13 protein-coding genes are annotated in these 17,719 nt (G+C 42.9%); 3 read left to right on the top strand and 10 right to left on the bottom strand.

The window, feature by feature from the left end; all coding sequences use genetic code 11:
* Positions 1-2,046, bottom strand: coding sequence for an HD family phosphohydrolase (locus VR862_RS00340; RefSeq protein WP_324718942.1), 2,046 nt, complete (start codon positions 2,044-2,046; stop codon positions 1-3).
* A 113-nt stretch (positions 2,047-2,159) separates the two neighbouring features.
* On the opposite strand from VR862_RS00340, the gene VR862_RS00335 reads away from it, so the two are divergent.
* Both VR862_RS00335 and VR862_RS00330 read left to right on the top strand, forming a co-directional pair.
* Positions 2,160-3,338 (top strand): acetyl-CoA C-acyltransferase, encoded by a 1,179-nt coding sequence (locus VR862_RS00335; protein ID WP_324718941.1) that lies wholly within the window; start codon positions 2,160-2,162, stop codon positions 3,336-3,338.
* A gap of 26 nt (positions 3,339-3,364) precedes the next feature.
* Complete coding sequence (locus VR862_RS00330; RefSeq protein WP_324718940.1) at positions 3,365-4,111, top strand: C40 family peptidase; 747 nt, start codon at positions 3,365-3,367, stop codon at positions 4,109-4,111.
* A 52-nt stretch (positions 4,112-4,163) separates the two neighbouring features.
* Here the strand turns inward: VR862_RS00330 and VR862_RS00325 are convergent, their stop codons facing one another.
* On the bottom strand, positions 4,164-5,438 hold the full coding sequence (locus VR862_RS00325) for a tetratricopeptide repeat protein (protein ID WP_324718939.1): 1,275 nt from the start codon (positions 5,436-5,438) through the stop codon (positions 4,164-4,166).
* Positions 5,439-5,459: 21 nt separating this feature from the next.
* A complete protein-coding gene (gene gyrA, locus VR862_RS00320; protein WP_324718938.1) occupies positions 5,460-8,015 on the bottom strand; it encodes a DNA gyrase subunit A in 2,556 nt (851 codons plus the stop codon).
* Between the two features lie 258 nt (positions 8,016-8,273).
* Here gyrA and VR862_RS00315 point away from each other — a divergent pair, with 258 nt between their 5' ends.
* Positions 8,274-10,835: an ATP-dependent Clp protease ATP-binding subunit gene (locus tag VR862_RS00315; protein ID WP_324718937.1), complete on the top strand. Its 2,562-nt coding sequence runs from the start codon at positions 8,274-8,276 to the stop codon at positions 10,833-10,835.
* 156 nt (positions 10,836-10,991) lie between these two features.
* Here VR862_RS00315 and hisIE read toward each other — a convergent pair whose 3' ends face one another.
* The 7 genes from hisIE to hisD all read right to left on the bottom strand — a co-directional run bounded on the left by hisIE (position 10,992) and on the right by hisD (position 17,715).
* Positions 10,992-11,597, bottom strand: a complete 606-nt coding sequence (gene hisIE, locus VR862_RS00310; RefSeq protein WP_324718936.1) for a bifunctional phosphoribosyl-AMP cyclohydrolase/phosphoribosyl-ATP diphosphatase HisIE — start codon at positions 11,595-11,597, stop codon at positions 10,992-10,994.
* 237 nt (positions 11,598-11,834) lie between these two features.
* A complete protein-coding gene (hisF, locus tag VR862_RS00305) occupies positions 11,835-12,590 on the bottom strand; it encodes an imidazole glycerol phosphate synthase subunit HisF (RefSeq protein WP_324718935.1) in 756 nt (251 codons plus the stop codon).
* A 165-nt stretch (positions 12,591-12,755) separates the two neighbouring features.
* Positions 12,756-13,475 (bottom strand): 1-(5-phosphoribosyl)-5-[(5-phosphoribosylamino)methylideneamino]imidazole-4-carboxamide isomerase, encoded by a 720-nt coding sequence (gene hisA, locus VR862_RS00300; RefSeq protein ID WP_324718934.1) that lies wholly within the window; start codon positions 13,473-13,475, stop codon positions 12,756-12,758.
* A 106-nt stretch (positions 13,476-13,581) separates the two neighbouring features.
* Positions 13,582-14,166: an imidazole glycerol phosphate synthase subunit HisH gene (gene hisH, locus VR862_RS00295; RefSeq protein WP_324718933.1), complete on the bottom strand. Its 585-nt coding sequence runs from the start codon at positions 14,164-14,166 to the stop codon at positions 13,582-13,584.
* A gap of 72 nt (positions 14,167-14,238) precedes the next feature.
* Entirely contained in the window at positions 14,239-15,375 is a 1,137-nt protein-coding gene (gene hisB, locus VR862_RS00290) for a bifunctional histidinol-phosphatase/imidazoleglycerol-phosphate dehydratase HisB (protein ID WP_324718932.1), read from the bottom strand.
* Positions 15,372-16,424 carry a histidinol-phosphate transaminase gene (hisC, locus tag VR862_RS00285; protein WP_324718931.1) on the bottom strand — a complete coding sequence of 351 codons (1,053 nt, stop codon included), beginning with the start codon at positions 16,422-16,424 and terminating at the stop codon, positions 15,372-15,374. Before hisC ends, hisB begins: the two co-directional genes overlap by 4 nt.
* Positions 16,417-17,715, bottom strand: coding sequence for a histidinol dehydrogenase (gene hisD, locus VR862_RS00280; protein WP_324718930.1), 1,299 nt, complete (start codon positions 17,713-17,715; stop codon positions 16,417-16,419). The genes hisC and hisD overlap by 8 nt, the downstream gene beginning before the upstream one ends.
* Between the last annotated feature and the right edge of the window lie 4 nt (positions 17,716-17,719).

Below are 17,719 nucleotides of genomic sequence, written 5' to 3'. Positions count from 1 at the left end.
CTATTCGGGATATTCGATCCTAAGGTGATAAATGTTCTTTAGCTTGCGCTTCAGGATCTTTTTGACCTGCTGAATTTCCATAAAAGTAATGTTGGAATTGAGGAATTGCCCATCCTCCATTTGTTTGCTGATGATCTTTTCGACAAATTCATCAATTGTTTTGGCGGTAGGTTCTTTTATACTCCTGCTCGCCGCCTCCACACTATCACACATCATAAGAATAGCTGTTTCCTTGCTAAAAGGCATGGGCCCGGGATAGCGAAAATCATCTTCATTGACATCGCTGTCATTTTCCATGGCTTTTTTGAGAAAATAGTAAACCGTGGTGGTACCATGGTGGGTGCGTATAAAGTCGATAACTCGATCGGGCAGGTTCCGTTTCTTGGCTATTTCTATTCCGTTAATTACATGCTCGATAATTATATCTGCGCTTTCTTTTGGTGAGAGTTCGTCGTGAGAGTTGACAGAGGTGGTCTGGTTTTCGGTGAAATAGGTAGGATTCCTCATTTTTCCAATGTCGTGATAAAGAGCTCCCACCCTTACCAGCATTGCATTCGCACCAATCTCATTTGCTGCGGCCTCGGCCAGGTTGGCCACATTGAGAGAATGGTGAAAAGTACCGGGGGCTTTATCTGAAAGCTCTTTAAGAAGCTTGGTATTGGTATCCGAAAGTTCCAGCAGGGACATGTCGGAAATTAGACCAAAGATCTTTTCGTAAGCATAAATAAGTGGCTGTACGAAAAGAGTTGCCAGTCCACCCAGGAGGAACATGAGAAATATTTCGGGTTCCACTTCGTAAATCGATCCTTCCTGGATCACGGTAAAAGCAAAATAAGATACTATATAAACAAGAGTTATTTGCCCAACAGTGATAAACAAATTTGCTCTTTTATAGAGTTCTGAAACCGTGAGGATGGTAACAATACCGGCGATGATCTGCAGGAACATATATTCATAGCTATCCGGCACAATGAACCCGAGCAGCAAGACAGTGATCACATGGGTAAAAAGACCCAACCGGGAATCAAAGAATCCTTTTATGGTAAGCGGAAGGATACACAGCGGTACAACGTAAACGTATTCAACATTAAATCTTATTACAAGCACTGTGAGCAGCACCATAAGAGTGACATTAAAGAAAATAAAGGTCACCTTTATATTGTTCTGAAAAATGTCATACCTGTACTTCCTTATAAAGAGCATTAGCATTAACAGGGCCAGGAAGACGAGTAATGCATAACCTACTATGACCCAGTTATAATTGGCCTCACTCCAAACCTGAGATTCATATTCGGCTTTGAGAGAATTGAGGATCTGGAGTTTATCTCCCTCCACTACCTCTCCTTTGGCGACAATGATAGTACCTCTTTCCACATTCCCGCGGGTGTAGGAGATCTGGTTGTATTTGCTTTCCAGATCGCTTTGGGTCAAGGCCTCATTATAGGTAACGTTCGTTTTTACAGTATCAAAAAAAAGACTGATAAGTTCTTCCCTGTAATTTTGAAGCTGCGCCTGATCAATTCTGCGATTGAGAAAATCGCGCAGCTGATTCTGTTTCAGAATACTTTTATAGGTTACCTCTGTCACCTCATTTCCTTCTCTAAGATATACCAGTTGATCGGGGCTTAGCGGTACTATCTCCTGAAGCACTCCGGCGTCATAGATCTCCTCAAATGTATCTGCTATAAAAGCTTTGAGCCTGTTGTTGTCCCTGCGGGAAAGCGTATCGGGAAAAATGCTGACATATTGCTCCTCAAGAGCTGCTTCCACATCCTGAACAACCTCCGGATTATAATCATAATATGGAACGTGAGTCTTATTGATCTCCTCTTTTTCGGCAGCCAGTTCTTCAGGGGTCTTTAAAATGGCAAAATCAAAGGGGGCATAAAGGTTTTCATATTGCCAGGGCTTTCCTTTAGGGATTTCATACTTGAACTTACCTCCTTTAGGGAACAAATAGACTATTATAAAAGTGGTAAGGAGAAATAAAAAAACCTTATAAAAGAGATCCTGATTTTTATAAAGGCTGTTGATAAAAGATTTCATACAGGGACTATTCTTTTCAAAAGTACTAAAAAAAGCCGGCTGTCGAGAAGTCGTTGGTTTCTTCCTCATAAAATGATTAAATTCGCGAAAGTGAAATTTAAATCCGCAAAACCATGAATAAGGAAGTAGTTATAGTAAGCGCAGTAAGAACTCCAATAGGAAGTTTCTTGGGCAGCTTATCGTCTGTTCCCGCTACCAGGCTGGGATCAATAGCAATAAAAGGAGCTCTTGATAAAATTGATCTCAAACCCGAAATGGTAGATGAAGTTCTCATGGGAAATGTGGTACAGGCCGGTGTAGGACAGGCTCCTGCAAGACAGGCGGCCCTGGGTGCAGGAATCCCGACAAGTGTTCCCTGTACCACTGTAAACAAGGTATGTGCGAGTGGAATGAAGGCTGTCATGCAGGCAGCACAGGCTATTGCTCTTGGGGATGCCAACATTGTTGTAGCCGGGGGTATGGAAAATATGAGTCTTATCCCTCATTACTTACACCTTAGAAACGGACAAAAATTCGGACCGGCTCAAATGGAAGACGGTATGCAAAAGGACGGTCTTGTAGATGCCTATGATCACAATGCCATGGGAGTCGCTGCAGATCATTGTGCAAAAGAGCACAACTATTCCAGGGAAGAACAGGATAAATTTGCTGTTCAGTCTTATGAAAGATCCAGAAAAGCCTGGGAAGAAGGAAGATTCAATGACGAAGTAGTACCTGTAGAGGTGCCTCAGAGAAAAGGAGATCCTGTTGTTGTAAAGGAAGATGAAGAATACAAGAACGTAAAGATGGATAAAATAGCCTCTTTACGTCCCGCTTTCAGCAAGGATGGTACTGTAACTGCAGCAAATGCCTCTACAATCAACGACGGTGCTGCAGCCCTGGTTTTAATGAGCCGTGAAAAGGCCGACGAACTTGGACTTGAAGTTCTTGCCAGCATTAAGAGCTTTGCAGATGCTGCCACAGAACCTATTTGGTTCACCACAGCTCCTGCCAGGGCCTTGCCTAAAGCTTTGGATAAAGCCGGACTTTCTATTGACAAAGTAGATTACTTCGAGTTTAACGAAGCCTTTTCTGTAGTAGGATTGGTAAACATGAAGATATTGGGTCTTGAGGACAGGAATGTCAACGTGAACGGAGGTGCCGTTTCTCTTGGACACCCGCTGGGATGTTCAGGCGCACGTATTATTGTGACTTTGCTCAATGTACTTAAACAAAATAACGGGAAGATAGGTGCAGCTGCGGTTTGTAACGGTGGCGGAGGAGCTTCTGCAATGATCATAGAACGTCCATAAAACCTGGTTTGTAAGCCCCTTTTTAAATGCAATATGCCATTTGTAACATGGGAGTTGTCCCATTAAGAGCAGAACCTGCACATACCGCAGAAATGGTAAGCCAGTTGCTCTATGGCGAATCCTATAAGATCCTCGAGGCAAGAGCAAAATGGTCCAGGATCCGGACTTCATTTGATGCCCTGGAAGCATGGGTAGAAAATAACCAGATCTTCAAGATCTCTGAATCAGAATATGAGAATCTGCAAATGAGCCAATCAGTACTTGCTGCAGATCTTATGGAATTCGTGACAGCGGGAGAACAACTTATCCCAATTCCACTGGGTTCAGAAATACAGGGAGTAGCCCTCCTGGCTCATAAGCATTCAGGAACTACCGCAAGAGGAAATCAGCCAAAGGAAAAACTCATTGAAACTGCTTTCCTCTACCTTAATGCTCCGTATATGTGGGGTGGAAAAACACCAATGGGCATCGATGCCAGTGGCTTTACACAAATGGTTTATAAGCTCAACGGCTATAAACTGGCAAGAAATGCTGCAGAGCAGGCCCGGCAGGGAGAATCTCTGAGCTTTATTGAAGAAAGTGAACCCGGCGACCTGGCATTCTTTGATGGTCCCGACGGAGTAATAAACCATGTGGGAATAATGATGAGAGACAATTACATTCTGCATGCCGACGGGAAGGTCCGTTTAGACCGGATTGATCATTCCGGCATTTACAATTCTGAACTCAGGCGTCATACTCACCAGTTAAGAGTTATCAAAAAAGTGATATAAAAAAAGCCCGCTCAAATGAGCGGGCTTAAATTTATTTTCAATTTCCTAATCTTTACTGCTTAGGAGTAGCTGAAGCATTAGCTTCAAGTTGAGCTACTTTTTCTTTCATTTCCTCTGCCTTGGCAGTGTTGTTCAACTGGTAGTAGATGTTCATCATCGTTCTTGCAGCTTCAACATTGTCGGGATCGTTAACCATCACTTTTTCAAGGTGTGGTAAGGCTTCTCTATAGATTCCCTGACGCTCTTCTGCAAGTTCATCATACTTCTTTTGATCTGCTTTGCTCATTCCAAGCTTGTTCATTTCCTCTACAAGAGGTGCCTCTTTAGAAAGAATTACAAAGGCGATATTGATTCTTGCATTGTGCATTTCAGGATCAAGCTCAATAGCTTTCTTATAGTACTCTATTGCACGATCGTTCTCACCAAGTTGAGCAGAGCTTACTCCCATGTTATAATACAAGGTAGCATCATTAGGATTTTGCCTTACAACTTCTTCAAGAATTTCACGATACTTGTTCATGTCTCCCATACGGTAGTACATGTCGGCCTCAGCCTGCATTAGGCTGGCATCGTTTGGGTTTGCTTCTTTAGCTCTCTCCATTGCAGCAACTGCCTTCTCATTCTCACCTTTTTCGATGTAGATCAAAGCAATGTTCTTGGCGATTTCCCCTTCTTTGGATTCAGCCTTTTCATCTCGTGGATTAGTGTAAGAACCTGACTTTACAAAAAGATCTCTCTGCTCTTTTGAAGCCATTCTCTCTTCCTCACCTGTTTCCTTATTCACAGCAAGGTAAAGAGTCTCCTCCCCGGTAAAACCAAGATCCTGAAGCTCGGTGTAATATCTTAGAGCTTCATCATAATTCTGAGAATTTACTGCGTTTGAAGCTGCATAGTAAAGATAAACAGTATCCCTGTTGTTCATTCTATAACTGGCTTCCAGTTTTTGAGAAGCTTCACCAAATTTTTGTGCATTCTGGTCTGCAATTGCCGAATTAACAAGTGCATTACTCACAGCGTCCATTCCCTGCTGAACTTCATCATGCCCCAGCTCCTTGGCTTTTTTCATAGCCTCGGCCGCAGCCATAAGATCGGCGGTTGGTACGTTTTCTCCGGTTCCTACCAATGCATATCCCTTATAAAGGTAGTAGTCGGCCTTTTCATCTTCATCGGCGTTAGCCAATTTTGCTTCTGCTTGCTGAAGGTAATTCTTAGCCTCCTGATATTCTCCTTTATCAACCGCTTTTCCGGCTCGTTTTATTTCCTTCTTTTGAGCAAATGATACGACAGAAAACATAGCTAATGCTGCCGTTAAAATTCTGGTTTTCATCTTTTGTGGTTTTGATTAAAATTATTCCTCACTATCGTTTGCAATAGTTGTGCCATCCTGGTTTTGATCAGTGATCTCGGGGGTTGCATCTCCTGCCACGTCCTCTACATCCTCTTCTTCATTGATCACTTTCGCCACAGCAGCAATAGAGTCATTATTCTTTAGGTTTATCAACCTCACCCCTTGAGTTGCACGTCCCATTACACGTAAATTAGAAACAGATGTTCTAATTGCAAGACCAGATTTATTGATGATCATAAGGTCATCAAGATCGGTCACACTTTTTATAGAAACTAAACTTCCTGTTTTAGATGTAATAGATATGGTTTTCACACCTTTACCTCCACGGTTGGTGATCCTGTAGATTGGTTCCCCATCTTCGGGGTCATCAATATAGGTACGTTTTCCATATCCATTCTCAGAAACTACAAGCACAGTTTCTTCCATAGGATTTTCTATGGTGATCATTCCTACCACTTCGTCCTTGTCATCTGCTAAAGTAATACCTCTCACCCCGGAAGCATTTCTACCCATAGGACGGGTCTTGCTTTCGTCGAAACGAATTGCTTTTCCGCTTTTTAGTGCAAGCATTACCTGGCTTTCACCAGTTGTCAACCTTGCTTCCAGTAGTTCATCCCCCTCGCGAATGGTGATTGCATTAATTCCATTGGTTCTTGGTCTGGAGTACTGCTCCAACGAAGTCTTCTTGACCTGACCTTTCTTGGTAGCCATCATGACATAGTGACTGTTGATGTACTCCTCGTCCTTAAGGTCCTTGGTACATATAAAGGCTTTAAGCTTATCATCCGGCTCCAGATTTATCAGGTTCTGGATCGCTCTTCCTTTTGAAGTTTTACTTCCTTCCGGTATCTCGAACACTCTCATCCAGAAACACTTACCTTTTTCAGTAAAGAATAACATATACTGGTGGTTGGTACCGATAAAGAGGTTCTCAAGGAAATCTTCGTTCCTTGTTGTAGATCCTTTTTGGCCTACTCCTCCCCTGTTCTGGGTTTTATATTCTGTAAGAGATGTTCTCTTAATATAACCGGCATGTGAAATAGTGATCACTACCTGCTCATCTGGGATCATATCTTCCATACTGAGATCGCCACCCGAATATTCAATTGTGGAGCGTCTTTCATCACCGTATTTCTCTTTGATCTCAAGCATCTCATCTTTGATCACCTGCATTCTTCTCTCCTTGCGTGCAAGAATATCTTTAAGATCTTCGATGGTCTTCATGATCTCTTCAAACTCGGCACGTAGTTTATCCTGCTCAAGACCTGTAAGTTGTCTTAATCGCATTTCTACAATTGCCTTGGCCTGTATTTCAGAAAGCTCGAAGCGTTCGATCAACTTCACGCGGGCTTCATCAGCATTGCCGGAAGCTCTTATCAGTGCAATGACCTCATCAATATTATCTGAAGCAATGATAAGTCCTTCTAAAATATGTGCACGTTCTTCAGCTTTTCTTAGCTCATATTCGGTTCGGCGAACCACCACCTCATGACGATGCTCTACAAAGTGGTAGATCATATCCTTCAAATTCAGCATTTGAGGACGACCATTTACAAGTGCAATATTATTGACACTAAAAGAACTTTGCAGCGCAGTGTGCTTGTACAATAAATTCAATACGATATTTGGAATAGCATCTCTTTTAAGAATATACACGATGCGCATTCCATTACGGTCAGATTCATCCCTGATAAGAGAAATACCTTCGATCTTCTTCTCATTAACAAGATCGGCGGTTTTCTTGATCATTTCGGCTTTGTTGACCTGGTAAGGAATTTCAGTAACAACTATAGCTTCTTTTCCGGCCACTTCTTCAGTCTGTGCCTTTGCTCTCATTACAATCCTTCCGCGGCCAGTTTTGAAGGCTTCACGAACTCCGTCATAACCGTAAATGATACCTCCGGTAGGAAAATCGGGAGCTTTTACATGTTCAATAAGTTCATCTATTTCTATGTCGTGGTTGTCGATATAAGCTACAACTCCGTCAATAACTTCGGAAAGGTTGTGAGGCGGCATATTCGTAGCCATACCTACTGCGATCCCACTTGCCCCGTTGACGAGAAGGTTAGGAATACGCGTTGGTAATACAGTAGGTTCATGAATAGTATCATCGAAGTTAAGCTGCATATCGACTGTTTCCTTATCGATATCTGCCAACATATCTTCACTGATCTTGCGCATTCTGGCCTCGGTGTAACGCATTGCTGCAGGACTGTCCCCATCAATAGAACCAAAGTTACCCTGGCCGTCAACGAGCATATAACGTAAACTCCACTCCTGGGCCATACGCACCATAGTGTCATAAACGGAAGAATCTCCGTGAGGGTGAAACTTACCTAAAACTTCCCCTACAATTCTTGCAGATTTTTTATGAGCCCTGTTGGAAAGAACTCCAAGCTCGTACATTCCATATAATACCCGGCGGTGTACCGGTTTTAATCCGTCACGCACGTCTGGCAGGGCACGTGACACAATGACCGACATTGAATAATCAATGTAAGCCGACTTCATCTCATCTTCAATATTGATAGGAATTAACTTTTCTCCTTCAGCCATAAATATCTATTATTTTGGTTCAAAAATCTAACGTGCCAATTTACGCATTTTAGCCCACCTACAGGCACTCTACATTGAGGTTTTCTTGTATTTTATTAACAAATTTTTAGTTGTGCTTGGTTAATAAGTTCATTACATTCTGCTTTGTTTTATTGACACAAATTCGTCAATTAGCTTTACTTCAGATAAACACAGTTCAGAGAATCGGGTACGGTTTTTGAAACCTGTACATAAATAACAAGAGAGAAAGGAATTAACATGGATGATAATTTTTCACCAAGAGTAAAAGACGTGATTGCCTATAGCAAGGAAGAAGCACTAAGGCTTGGCCATGACTTTATTGGTACCGAGCATTTAATGCTTGGTCTTCTAAGAGATGGTGATGGTAAAGCCATTAATATACTTAATGCCCTGGATGTGGACCTCACTCATTTGAGAAGAAAGGTCGAGATCCTAAGCCCCGCCAATCCCAATGTAGCTGTAGAATCTAATGAAAAAAGGAACCTGCATTTAACAAGACAGGCAGAAAGAGCTTTGAAGACGACATTTTTGGAAGCCAAGCTTTTTCAAAGTACTTCCATTAACACAGCACACCTGCTGTTGTGTATATTGAGAAATGAGAATGACCCCACTACCAAGCTTCTAAATAAGCTGAAGGTAGACTATGATGGGGTAAAAGATCAGTTCAAATATATGATCACTAACGACGACGATTATATCGACTCTCCAACATCTGAATCATTTTCAGATGAGGATTCCAGTTCGGATGACTCCGGAAAAAGCAATCCTTTTGCCGGTACTCCCGGAAAATCCACCAAGAAGTCGAAGACTCCCGTTCTGGATAACTTCGGAAGGGATCTAACTGCCCTGGCAGAGCTCGATAAGCTTGATCCTGTTGTTGGGCGTGAGAAAGAAATCGAGCGCGTTTCGCAAATCTTAAGCCGAAGAAAAAAGAACAATCCGCTTCTTATCGGGGAACCGGGTGTTGGTAAATCTGCAATTGCTGAAGGTCTTGCCCTTAGAATTGTAAAGCGTAAAGTATCAAGGATTCTTTTTGATAAGCGTGTCGTCACTCTTGATCTTGCCAGTTTAGTGGCAGGAACAAAGTACCGCGGACAGTTCGAGGAGCGTATGAAAGCCGTCATGAACGAGCTGGAAAAGAATGATGATATCATCCTTTTCATCGATGAGATCCACACAATCGTTGGTGCCGGTGGTGCAACAGGAAGTCTGGACGCAAGTAACATGTTCAAACCAGCCCTTGCAAGGGGTGAAATTCAATGTATTGGTGCTACCACGCTTGACGAGTACAGGCAATACATTGAAAAGGACGGAGCTTTGGAAAGACGTTTCCAAAAAGTGATTGTCGAACCAACTTCGATTGAGGAAACTATCGAGATCTTAAACAATATAAAGGACAAATACGAAGAACACCACAACGTTACCTATACAGATGAAGCCATTCAGGCTTGTGTTAAGCTTACCAGCAGATATATGACCGACAGGTTCCTGCCAGACAAGGCTATCGATGCCCTTGATGAAGCAGGATCCAGGGTGCACATCACGAACATCGATGTACCTAAGCAGATCCTTGAACTCGAGCGAAAACTGGAGGAAGTAAGGGAGCTTAAAAATACTGTGGTCAAAAAGCAGAAATACGAAGAGGCTGCAAAACTTCGTGATGACGAGAAGAATATTGAGAAAGATCTTGCCCAGGCACAGGCCCGTTGGGAAGAAGAAAGCAAAATGCACCGTGAAACGGTCACAGAGGATAATGTTGCCGATGTTGTGTCAATGATGACAGGAGTTCCTGTTAACAGAATTGCACAAACTGAAATCAACAAACTAGCTCTTCTGCCAGAATTGATCAAAGGCAAAGTGATTGGCCAGGATGAAGCTGTCGGCAAGGTTGTGAAGGCAATCCAGCGAAATCGTGCCGGACTTAAAGATCCGAACAAACCAATTGGTTCCTTTATCTTCCTGGGGCAAACCGGGGTTGGTAAGACTCAGCTGGCGAAGATCCTTTCCCGTGAGCTGTTCGACAATGAAGATGCGTTGATACGCATTGACATGAGCGAATACATGGAAAAATTTGCGGTGAGCAGGTTGATAGGAGCACCTCCGGGATACGTAGGCTATGAAGAGGGCGGACAGCTGACCGAGAAAGTCCGCAGAAAGCCTTACGCGGTGATCCTGCTGGACGAGGTTGAGAAGGCGCACCCGGATGTTTTCAACATGCTGCTTCAAGTCCTTGATGACGGATATTTGACAGATAGTTTAGGTCGCAAGATCGATTTCAGAAATACCATCATCATTATGACCTCCAATATTGGAGCGAGAAAACTAAAGGATTTTGGACAGGGAGTTGGATTTGGAACTTCTGCAAGAAAGAACCAGATGGACGAGAATGCCCGCGGAGTGATAGAAAGTGCATTGAAAAAAGCCTTCGCACCAGAATTCCTGAACCGTGTTGATGACGTTGTGATCTTTAATCCGCTTGAGCAGGAAGATATTCACAAGATCATCGATATCGAGCTGGAAAAACTCTTCGGAAGAATTGGAGCTCTTGGTTATGATCTTGAATTGAGCAAAAAAGCAAAAGATTATATAGCTGAAAAAGGCTTCGACAAGCAGTACGGTGCAAGACCTTTGAACAGAGCAATCCAGAAATATATCGAGGATGCTCTCGCCGAAGAGATTATCACCTCCCATATTTCTGAAGGAGACAAGGTTTTCATGGATCTGGATGAAGAGAAGAAGGAATTGACCATCAAGGTTGAAAAGGCCAAAAAGGAAACCAATTCCGAAGATTCTAAATAATAATTTGAAGATTAGATTTGTAAAGAGTCTGTCTGAAAAGCATGTAATACGTCATCTTGAATTTATTTCAGGATCAAAACCAATTTAAAAGAAAAATAAATTGGAAGCTGAAACAAGTTCAGCTTGACGAAATGCACTTTTCAGACAGGCTCTTTTTTATTTTGTGCTGTGCCTGGACTCCAGGATCTTTGTAACATCTGCCAACTTAAAGCCTTTGGCCTGCAACAGGATCAAATAGTGAAATAAAAGATCAGCGCTTTCATTTAGAAAAAGGTCATCGTTGTCATCCTTGGACTCTATGACCACTTCAACAGCCTCCTCACCTACTTTTTGAGCCACTTTATTGATTCCGCTTCTAAACAGAGAGGCCACATAACTTTTTTCATTCTCCAGGTTAATTTTTCTATCGGAGATCACCGTTTCCAGCTGTGTCAAAAATGACATTTCTGAATCATTTTTTTCTCCCCAGCAGGTGTCAGTTCCTTTATGACAGGTAGGTCCTTCAGGATTCACGAAGACCAACAGCGTATCATTATCGCAATCTATCTTCATGTCCTCAAGGTGAAGAAAATTACCACTTTCCTCTCCTTTGGTCCAAAGCCTCTGCTTGCTCCTGCTGAAAAAGGTCACTTTTCGGGTCTCCTGCGTTTTCCTGAATGCCTCTTCATTCATATAGCCCAGCATAAGAACATTCTTTGTCTCTGCATCCTGTATTATCGCCGGAACTAATCCGTCCCTATCTTTACTAAAATCTATCTTCATACTCCTGTTTTTTACATTTAATTTCAATTTTTGTCAAGTGATATTAACTGCGTGGTGGTCTGGTTGGACATACTTCTCATAAAGATCCGGACCTTACTAAATGCGAGTCCTAATTAACCCAACCTCCAATAATATTTCCCGCAGATGCCGCAGATCTTCGCAGATTTCAAATTAAACATCACTGATCACTGATCACTGACCACTGACCACTGATCACTGACCACCTACCACTGAACACTAGATCCGTACTTCAATTCCCTGCTCCTTCATCTCCTGTTTCAGGTCTTTTATTTCTATTTCCTTGAAATGAAAAACACTTGCAGCCAAGGCAGCATCCGCTTTCCCTTTCTTAAAGGCCTCGCAAAAATGTTCTTTATTTCCCGCACCGCCCGAAGCAATAACAGGTATTCTCACCAGTTTTGAAATTTTCTCCAAAGCCTCATTCGCAAATCCGGCTTTAGTTCCGTCGTGATCCATAGAGGTGAAAAGGATCTCTCCTGCTCCACGTTTTTCTACTTCCACTACCCAGTCAAAAAGGTCGATTTCTGTGGGGACTTTTCCACCTACCAAGTGCACCAGCCATTTATTTCTTACTTGTTTCGCATCTATTGCCACGACGATACACTGCCTTCCAAACTTGGCTGCCAATTCATTGATCAATTCCGGATTCTTTACGGCAGAAGAATTAATAGCCACTTTATCGGCACCATTTTGAAGCAGTACATCCACATCTTCCACAGAGGAGACTCCTCCCCCTACCGTAAATGGGATATTTATTGTAGCTGCCACCCTTCGCACAAGTTCTGCAAGGGTTTTCCTCTTTTCTTCGGTAGCCGAAATATCCAGGAACACCAGCTCATCTGCGCCCGACTTTGAGTAGATCTCCGCCAGCTCCACAGGATCACCTGCATCCCGCAGACTCACAAAATTGACTCCTTTCACTGTTCTTCCGTCTTTGATATCCAGACAGGGAATTATTCTTTTTGTCAGCATTATTTAGATATTAGACTTGAGATGTGAGATGTGAGATGTGGGATTCTTTTTGCTAATACATCTTCTCATTTAATTATTGAAATTTGGTGCTTGTTATCATTGGAATTTGGTGCTTGGGATTTGGTGCTTTTATAGTCTTGGCTCTTGGCTCTTGGTTCTTGTCTCTCAAAAAACAAATTTCTCCAGCTGCTTTAAGCTAATCTTATTCTCATAGATCGCCTTTCCTAAAATGGCTCCTTCACATCCAATTTCCTGAAGCTTCGGAAGATCATCAAATTCTGCAATTCCTCCGGAGGCTATCAGTTTCACATCTGGCAGTTCCTCAAGTATCTTTTGATACAGGTCAAAAGACGGACCTTCTAACATGCCGTCTTTAGCAATGTCTGTGCAGATCACATAACTTATTCCGTTCTCAGAATAATTCTTTATAAACGGTAGCAGTTCTTCCTTCGAGTCCTCCAGCCAGCCACTTACCGCTACTTTTTCATCCTTTGCATCGGCTCCTAAAATGATCTTTTCGCTGCCATATTTCTCGAGCCACGAAAGAAAAGTTTCCCTATCCTTTACCGCTATACTTCCGCCGGTGATCTGGGCAGCTCCGCTGTTAAAAGCGATTTCCAGATCCTTGTCAGATTTCAGTCCGCCGCCAAAATCGATCCGGAGATCGGTGCCTGAAGCGATCTGTTCCAGAACTTTATAATTCACAATGTGCTTTGACTTGGCTCCGTCCAAATCTACCAGGTGTAAATACTTTATCCCATGATCCTCAAATTGCTTCGCCACCTCCAACGGATTTTCATTGTAAATTTTCTTTGAATTATAATCGCCCTGGGAAAGCCTTACACACTTCCCGTCGATGATGTCTATTGCCGGAATTATACGCATTGTTATTTGTTAGTTGTTAATTGTTATAGTGCAATTTGTCACCTCGAGCGGAGTCGAGAGGTCCTTAATTTACATCTTCAAATCTTCAAATTTCCAAATCTTCAAATTATCCAATCTTCAAAAAATTTCCCAGAATATTCTCCCCGGCTTCACTGCTTTTCTCCGGATGAAACTGAACTCCGTAGAAATTATCTTTTTGCAGGGCAGATGAATAATTCACTCCGTAGTCACATTTGGCTATGGTCTCAGAACAAACGGGCGCGTAAAAACTGTGCACCAGGTAAACAAACTCACTTTCAGCTATCCCTTCAAAAAGGTCAGTTTTCAGGTCCTTTATTCGGTTCCAGCCGATATGCGGCACTTTGAGTGTCTTTTCAAAATGGATCACATCGACATCAAAGATTCCCAATCCTTTAGTATCCCCTTCTTCAGACCAGTTGCACATTAACTGCATTCCCAGGCAAATTCCCAGAACCGGCTGCTTCAACTGCGGAATTACTTTATCCAATCCTGTACTTCTCAACTTCCGCATCGCCGAACTAGCCTCTCCCACTCCCGGAAAAATGACCTTATCGGCAGCCTTTATTTCTTCTGCATCGCTACTTAAAATTCCCGTGTAGCCAAGTCGTTCCAGGGCAAATTTGATGCTTTGGATATTCCCCGCTCCGTAATCTATAATTACAATTTTCATGTTTAAACTTTGTCTAAAATTTAAAGTCTCCCGTCCACCGTCTACCGTCTACCGTCTAATGTCTAATGTCTACTACAACATTCCCTTGGTTGACGGCAGGATCATTTTATCGGGATCTCTTTTTACCGCAACTTTTATAGCTTTTGCAAAAGCTTTAAAAATGGCTTCTATCTTATGGTGTTCATTAGTGCCTTCGGCTTTAACGTTCAAATTGGCTCTTGCTCCGTCTGTGAAGGATTTGAAGAAGTGGTAGAACATTTCTGTGGGCATTGCTCCAATCATCTCCCTTTTAAAATCGGCTTCCCAAACCAGCCAGTTCCTTCCGCCGAAATCAATGGCTACCTGTGCCAGGCAATCATCCATTGGTAGTGCAAATCCATAGCGTTCAATTCCGAGTTTATTTCCAAAAGCTTTTGAAAAAACTTCTCCGAGGGCGATCGCAGTATCTTCAATGGTGTGGTGCTCATCAACCTCAAGGTCACCCTTAACTTTAATCTCCAGGTCCATTTGTCCGTGACGGGCGATCTGGTCCAGCATGTGATCAAAGAATTTAATTCCTGTATCGATCTTGCTTTTCCCGGTGCCATCGAGGTTCAAAGCGATAGAAATATCTGTTTCATTAGTTTTCCTGTTTATGGAAGCAGTGCGCTCCTCCAGTTTCAGGAATTCATAGATATCCTTCCAGCTGTTAGTCTCCAGTTTTATACATTTTTCAAGCTCCTCTTTCCTGACTGAAAGTTCATTACTCCCCAGCTCTTCATGCCCGGTAATAAATATTCCCTTCGCTCCAAGATTCTTTGCCAGCTCCATATCGGTGAGTCGGTCGCCAAGCACGAATGAGTTTTGAAGATCATATTTTTCTGAATCAAAGTAGGCCTTTAGCAGACCTGTGCCCGGTTTTCGGGTAGGTGCATTGTCTTCCGGAAAAGTGCGGTCAATAACCACTTCCGAAAATTTCACTCCTTCATTTTCCAAGGCTTTCAGCACAAAGTTTTGCACGGGCCAAAAAGTATCTTCCGGAAAAGAATCTGTTCCCAATCCATCCTGATTTGTGACCATCACCAGCTCATAATCCAGTTCCCGTGCAATTTTTGAGAGGTATTGAAAAACTTCAGGATAAAATTCCAGCTTGTCAAAATGATCAAGTTGAAAATCTTCCGGCTCTAATACTATTGTACCATCACGATCTATGAATAAAACCTTTTTCATGCTTCAAGTTCTTTTAATTTCTTTAATAATTCCTGATTTTCTGTGGGCGTACCTACCGTAAACCTCAAAGTGTTCTCACACAGCTGTTGATTGCTGCGATTTCGTACCACCACGCCGGCCTTGATTAGCTGCTCATATTTTTCGCCGGCATTCTCAACTCTAGCTAAAAGAAAATTTGCGTCTGATGGAAAAATCTCCTTCACAAATGCCATTTTTGAGAGGTTAGCTGCGAGCAGATCCCTTTCCTCAAGGATAAGCTGCACTTCCCTGTTCACCTCCTCCGGTTTTGAAAGCCGCTCCAAAGCTCTTTGCTGCGTAAGCTCATTCACATTGTAGGGCGGCTTGATCTTATTGAGAACCGCAATAATTTCTTCGGAAGCATAACAGATCCCTAACCTGATCCCTGCCATGCCATAAGCCTTGGAAAGCGTTTGGGTGATCACCAGATTTGGGAATTCTTCAAGCCGCTCCAGCCAGCTATTTTCAGCCGAAAAATCGATGTAGGCTTCGTCAATTACTACCAATCCGCTGAAGTCTTTTAGTATCTTTTCTACGGAAGCTTCTGAAAATGAATTCCCTGTAGGATTATTAGGAGAGCAAAGAAAGATGATCTTTGTCTGCTCATTCACTTCCGCCAGAATTGCCTCCACATCTGGTTGAAAGTTTGACTTCAAAACTACTTCCCGGTCTTCCACCTCATTAAGACCTGCCAGTACCTTGTACATTCCATAGGTTGGCGGCAGCGTAATGACATTATCAACCTGCGGCCGGCAAAATGCGCGATAGATCAAGTCAAGGACTTCGTCACTGCCGTTACCCAACAATATTTTTGTTTCAGAAACCCCTTTTTGAGAGGCAAGCACCTGCTTCACTTTTCCCTGCTGCGGGTCTGGATAGCGGTTCACTCCGTTTTCGAACGGATTTTCATTGGCATCCAAAAATGTCATTTTTCGGCCGTCTGTTTTGTACTCGTCCCTTGCCGAAGAATACGGCTTCATTTGAAGGACATTCGGTCGCACCAGGCGCTCCAGATCAAAATTCTTATTCATTTCCCGAAGATTTCAGCTTGTTTAATCTTAAAGTAACGGCATTCTTGTGAGCCTGTAAACCTTCAGCTTCGGCCATGAGCTCAATGGATTTCCCAATATTCCGGATTCCTTCAGAAGAGATCTCCTGAAAAGTGATGGCCTTGGTAAAACTATCTAGATTCACGCCGCTATATTGTTTGGCATATCCATTTGTGGGTAAGGTGTGGTTGGTGCCCGATGCATAATCTCCGGCACTTTCGGGAGTATAATTCCCTATAAACACAGATCCCGCATTCATGATATTCTGCACAAAAAAGTCATTTTTGGAGGTACATACAATAAAGTGCTCCGGGGCATATTCATTGATGAGATCCAGAGCTTTTTCCGCAGAACTCATATAGATAAACCGGGAATTTTCTATTGCCGCCTCTGCGATCTCTTTTCGGGGAAGCTCCTTTATCTGAGCGTGAATTTCGGTCTCCACATCTTCCAGCAATTGCTTTGAAAGGGAGACCAGCACCACCTGACTATCAACACCATGTTCGGCTTGGGAAAGCAGATCGGAAGCTACAAAGGCAGCATCGGCAGTATCATCGGCTACAACAAGTAGTTCAGAAGGACCTGCAGGCATGTCGATAGCAACATTGTATTTGGTGGCCATTTGCTTTGCAACCGTGACATACTGGTTTCCCGGTCCAAAGATCTTGGAGACCTTTTCAATAGTTTCGGTTCCAAAGGTCATGGCGGCAACCGCCTGGATTCCTCCAACCTTGTATATCTTGTCTATACCACAAAGTTTTGCAGTGTAAAGGATCGCAGGATTAACAGAACCGTCTTTAGCCGGGGGTGTACATAGGATCACTTCCTTACATCCTGCAATTTGTGCAGGGACAGCAAGCATTAAAATGGTTGAAAACAGAGGCGCAGTACCGCCGGGGATATACAGCCCTACTTTTTGAATAGGTCGTTTTTCCTGCCAGCATTGGACTCCGGCTACAGTTTCTACGGAAACTTTTTCCGTTTTCTGAACCGCGTGGAATTTCCCGATGTTCTCTTTAGCAAGAGCTATAGCAGCTTTAAGCTCTTTTGAAACCTTGCCGGTTGCTGCTTCAATCTCTTCAGAGGAAACTTCAAAGGTTTCAGAATTGAAACCGTCAAATAATTCGGCGTACTTCCGGACCGATGAATCACCACCGGTTTTGACTTCCCTAAAGATCTGTTCTACGATCTGCTCGATATCGGCAACAGTTTTGGTTGGTCGCTCAAGGATCGCTTCCCATTCCTGTTGCTCCGGATCAAAGAATTTTTTCATTGTT

Origin of the sequence: Salinimicrobium aquimaris (assembly GCF_035607535.1) — a bacterium.
Lineage (GTDB): Bacteria > Bacteroidota > Bacteroidia > Flavobacteriales > Flavobacteriaceae > Salinimicrobium.
This window is presented reverse-complemented; position numbering and strand designations above follow the sequence as displayed.

What these genes read in the sequence shown, in the direction of transcription:
- VR862_RS00335 (WP_324718941.1), top strand. Translation starts at nt 2,160, where the DNA reads ATGAATAAGGAAGTAGTTATAGTAAGCGCAGTAAGAACTCCAATAGGA.
- gyrA (WP_324718938.1), bottom strand. Translation starts at nt 8,015, where the DNA reads ATGGCTGAAGGAGAAAAGTTAATTCCTATCAATATTGAAGATGAGATG.
- VR862_RS00330 (WP_324718940.1), top strand. Translation starts at nt 3,365, where the DNA reads ATGCAATATGCCATTTGTAACATGGGAGTTGTCCCATTAAGAGCAGAA.
- hisB (WP_324718932.1), bottom strand. Translation starts at nt 15,375, where the DNA reads ATGAAAAAGGTTTTATTCATAGATCGTGATGGTACAATAGTATTAGAG.
- hisF (WP_324718935.1), bottom strand. Translation starts at nt 12,590, where the DNA reads ATGCTGACAAAAAGAATAATTCCCTGTCTGGATATCAAAGACGGAAGA.
- hisC (WP_324718931.1), bottom strand. Translation starts at nt 16,424, where the DNA reads ATGAATAAGAATTTTGATCTGGAGCGCCTGGTGCGACCGAATGTCCTT.
- VR862_RS00315 (WP_324718937.1), top strand. Translation starts at nt 8,274, where the DNA reads ATGGATGATAATTTTTCACCAAGAGTAAAAGACGTGATTGCCTATAGC.
- VR862_RS00340 (WP_324718942.1), bottom strand. Translation starts at nt 2,046, where the DNA reads ATGAAATCTTTTATCAACAGCCTTTATAAAAATCAGGATCTCTTTTAT.
- VR862_RS00325 (WP_324718939.1), bottom strand. Translation starts at nt 5,438, where the DNA reads ATGAAAACCAGAATTTTAACGGCAGCATTAGCTATGTTTTCTGTCGTA.
- hisH (WP_324718933.1), bottom strand. Translation starts at nt 14,166, where the DNA reads ATGAAAATTGTAATTATAGATTACGGAGCGGGGAATATCCAAAGCATC.
- hisD (WP_324718930.1), bottom strand. Translation starts at nt 17,715, where the DNA reads ATGAAAAAATTCTTTGATCCGGAGCAACAGGAATGGGAAGCGATCCTT.
- hisIE (WP_324718936.1), bottom strand. Translation starts at nt 11,597, where the DNA reads ATGAAGATAGATTTTAGTAAAGATAGGGACGGATTAGTTCCGGCGATA.
- hisA (WP_324718934.1), bottom strand. Translation starts at nt 13,475, where the DNA reads ATGCGTATAATTCCGGCAATAGACATCATCGACGGGAAGTGTGTAAGG.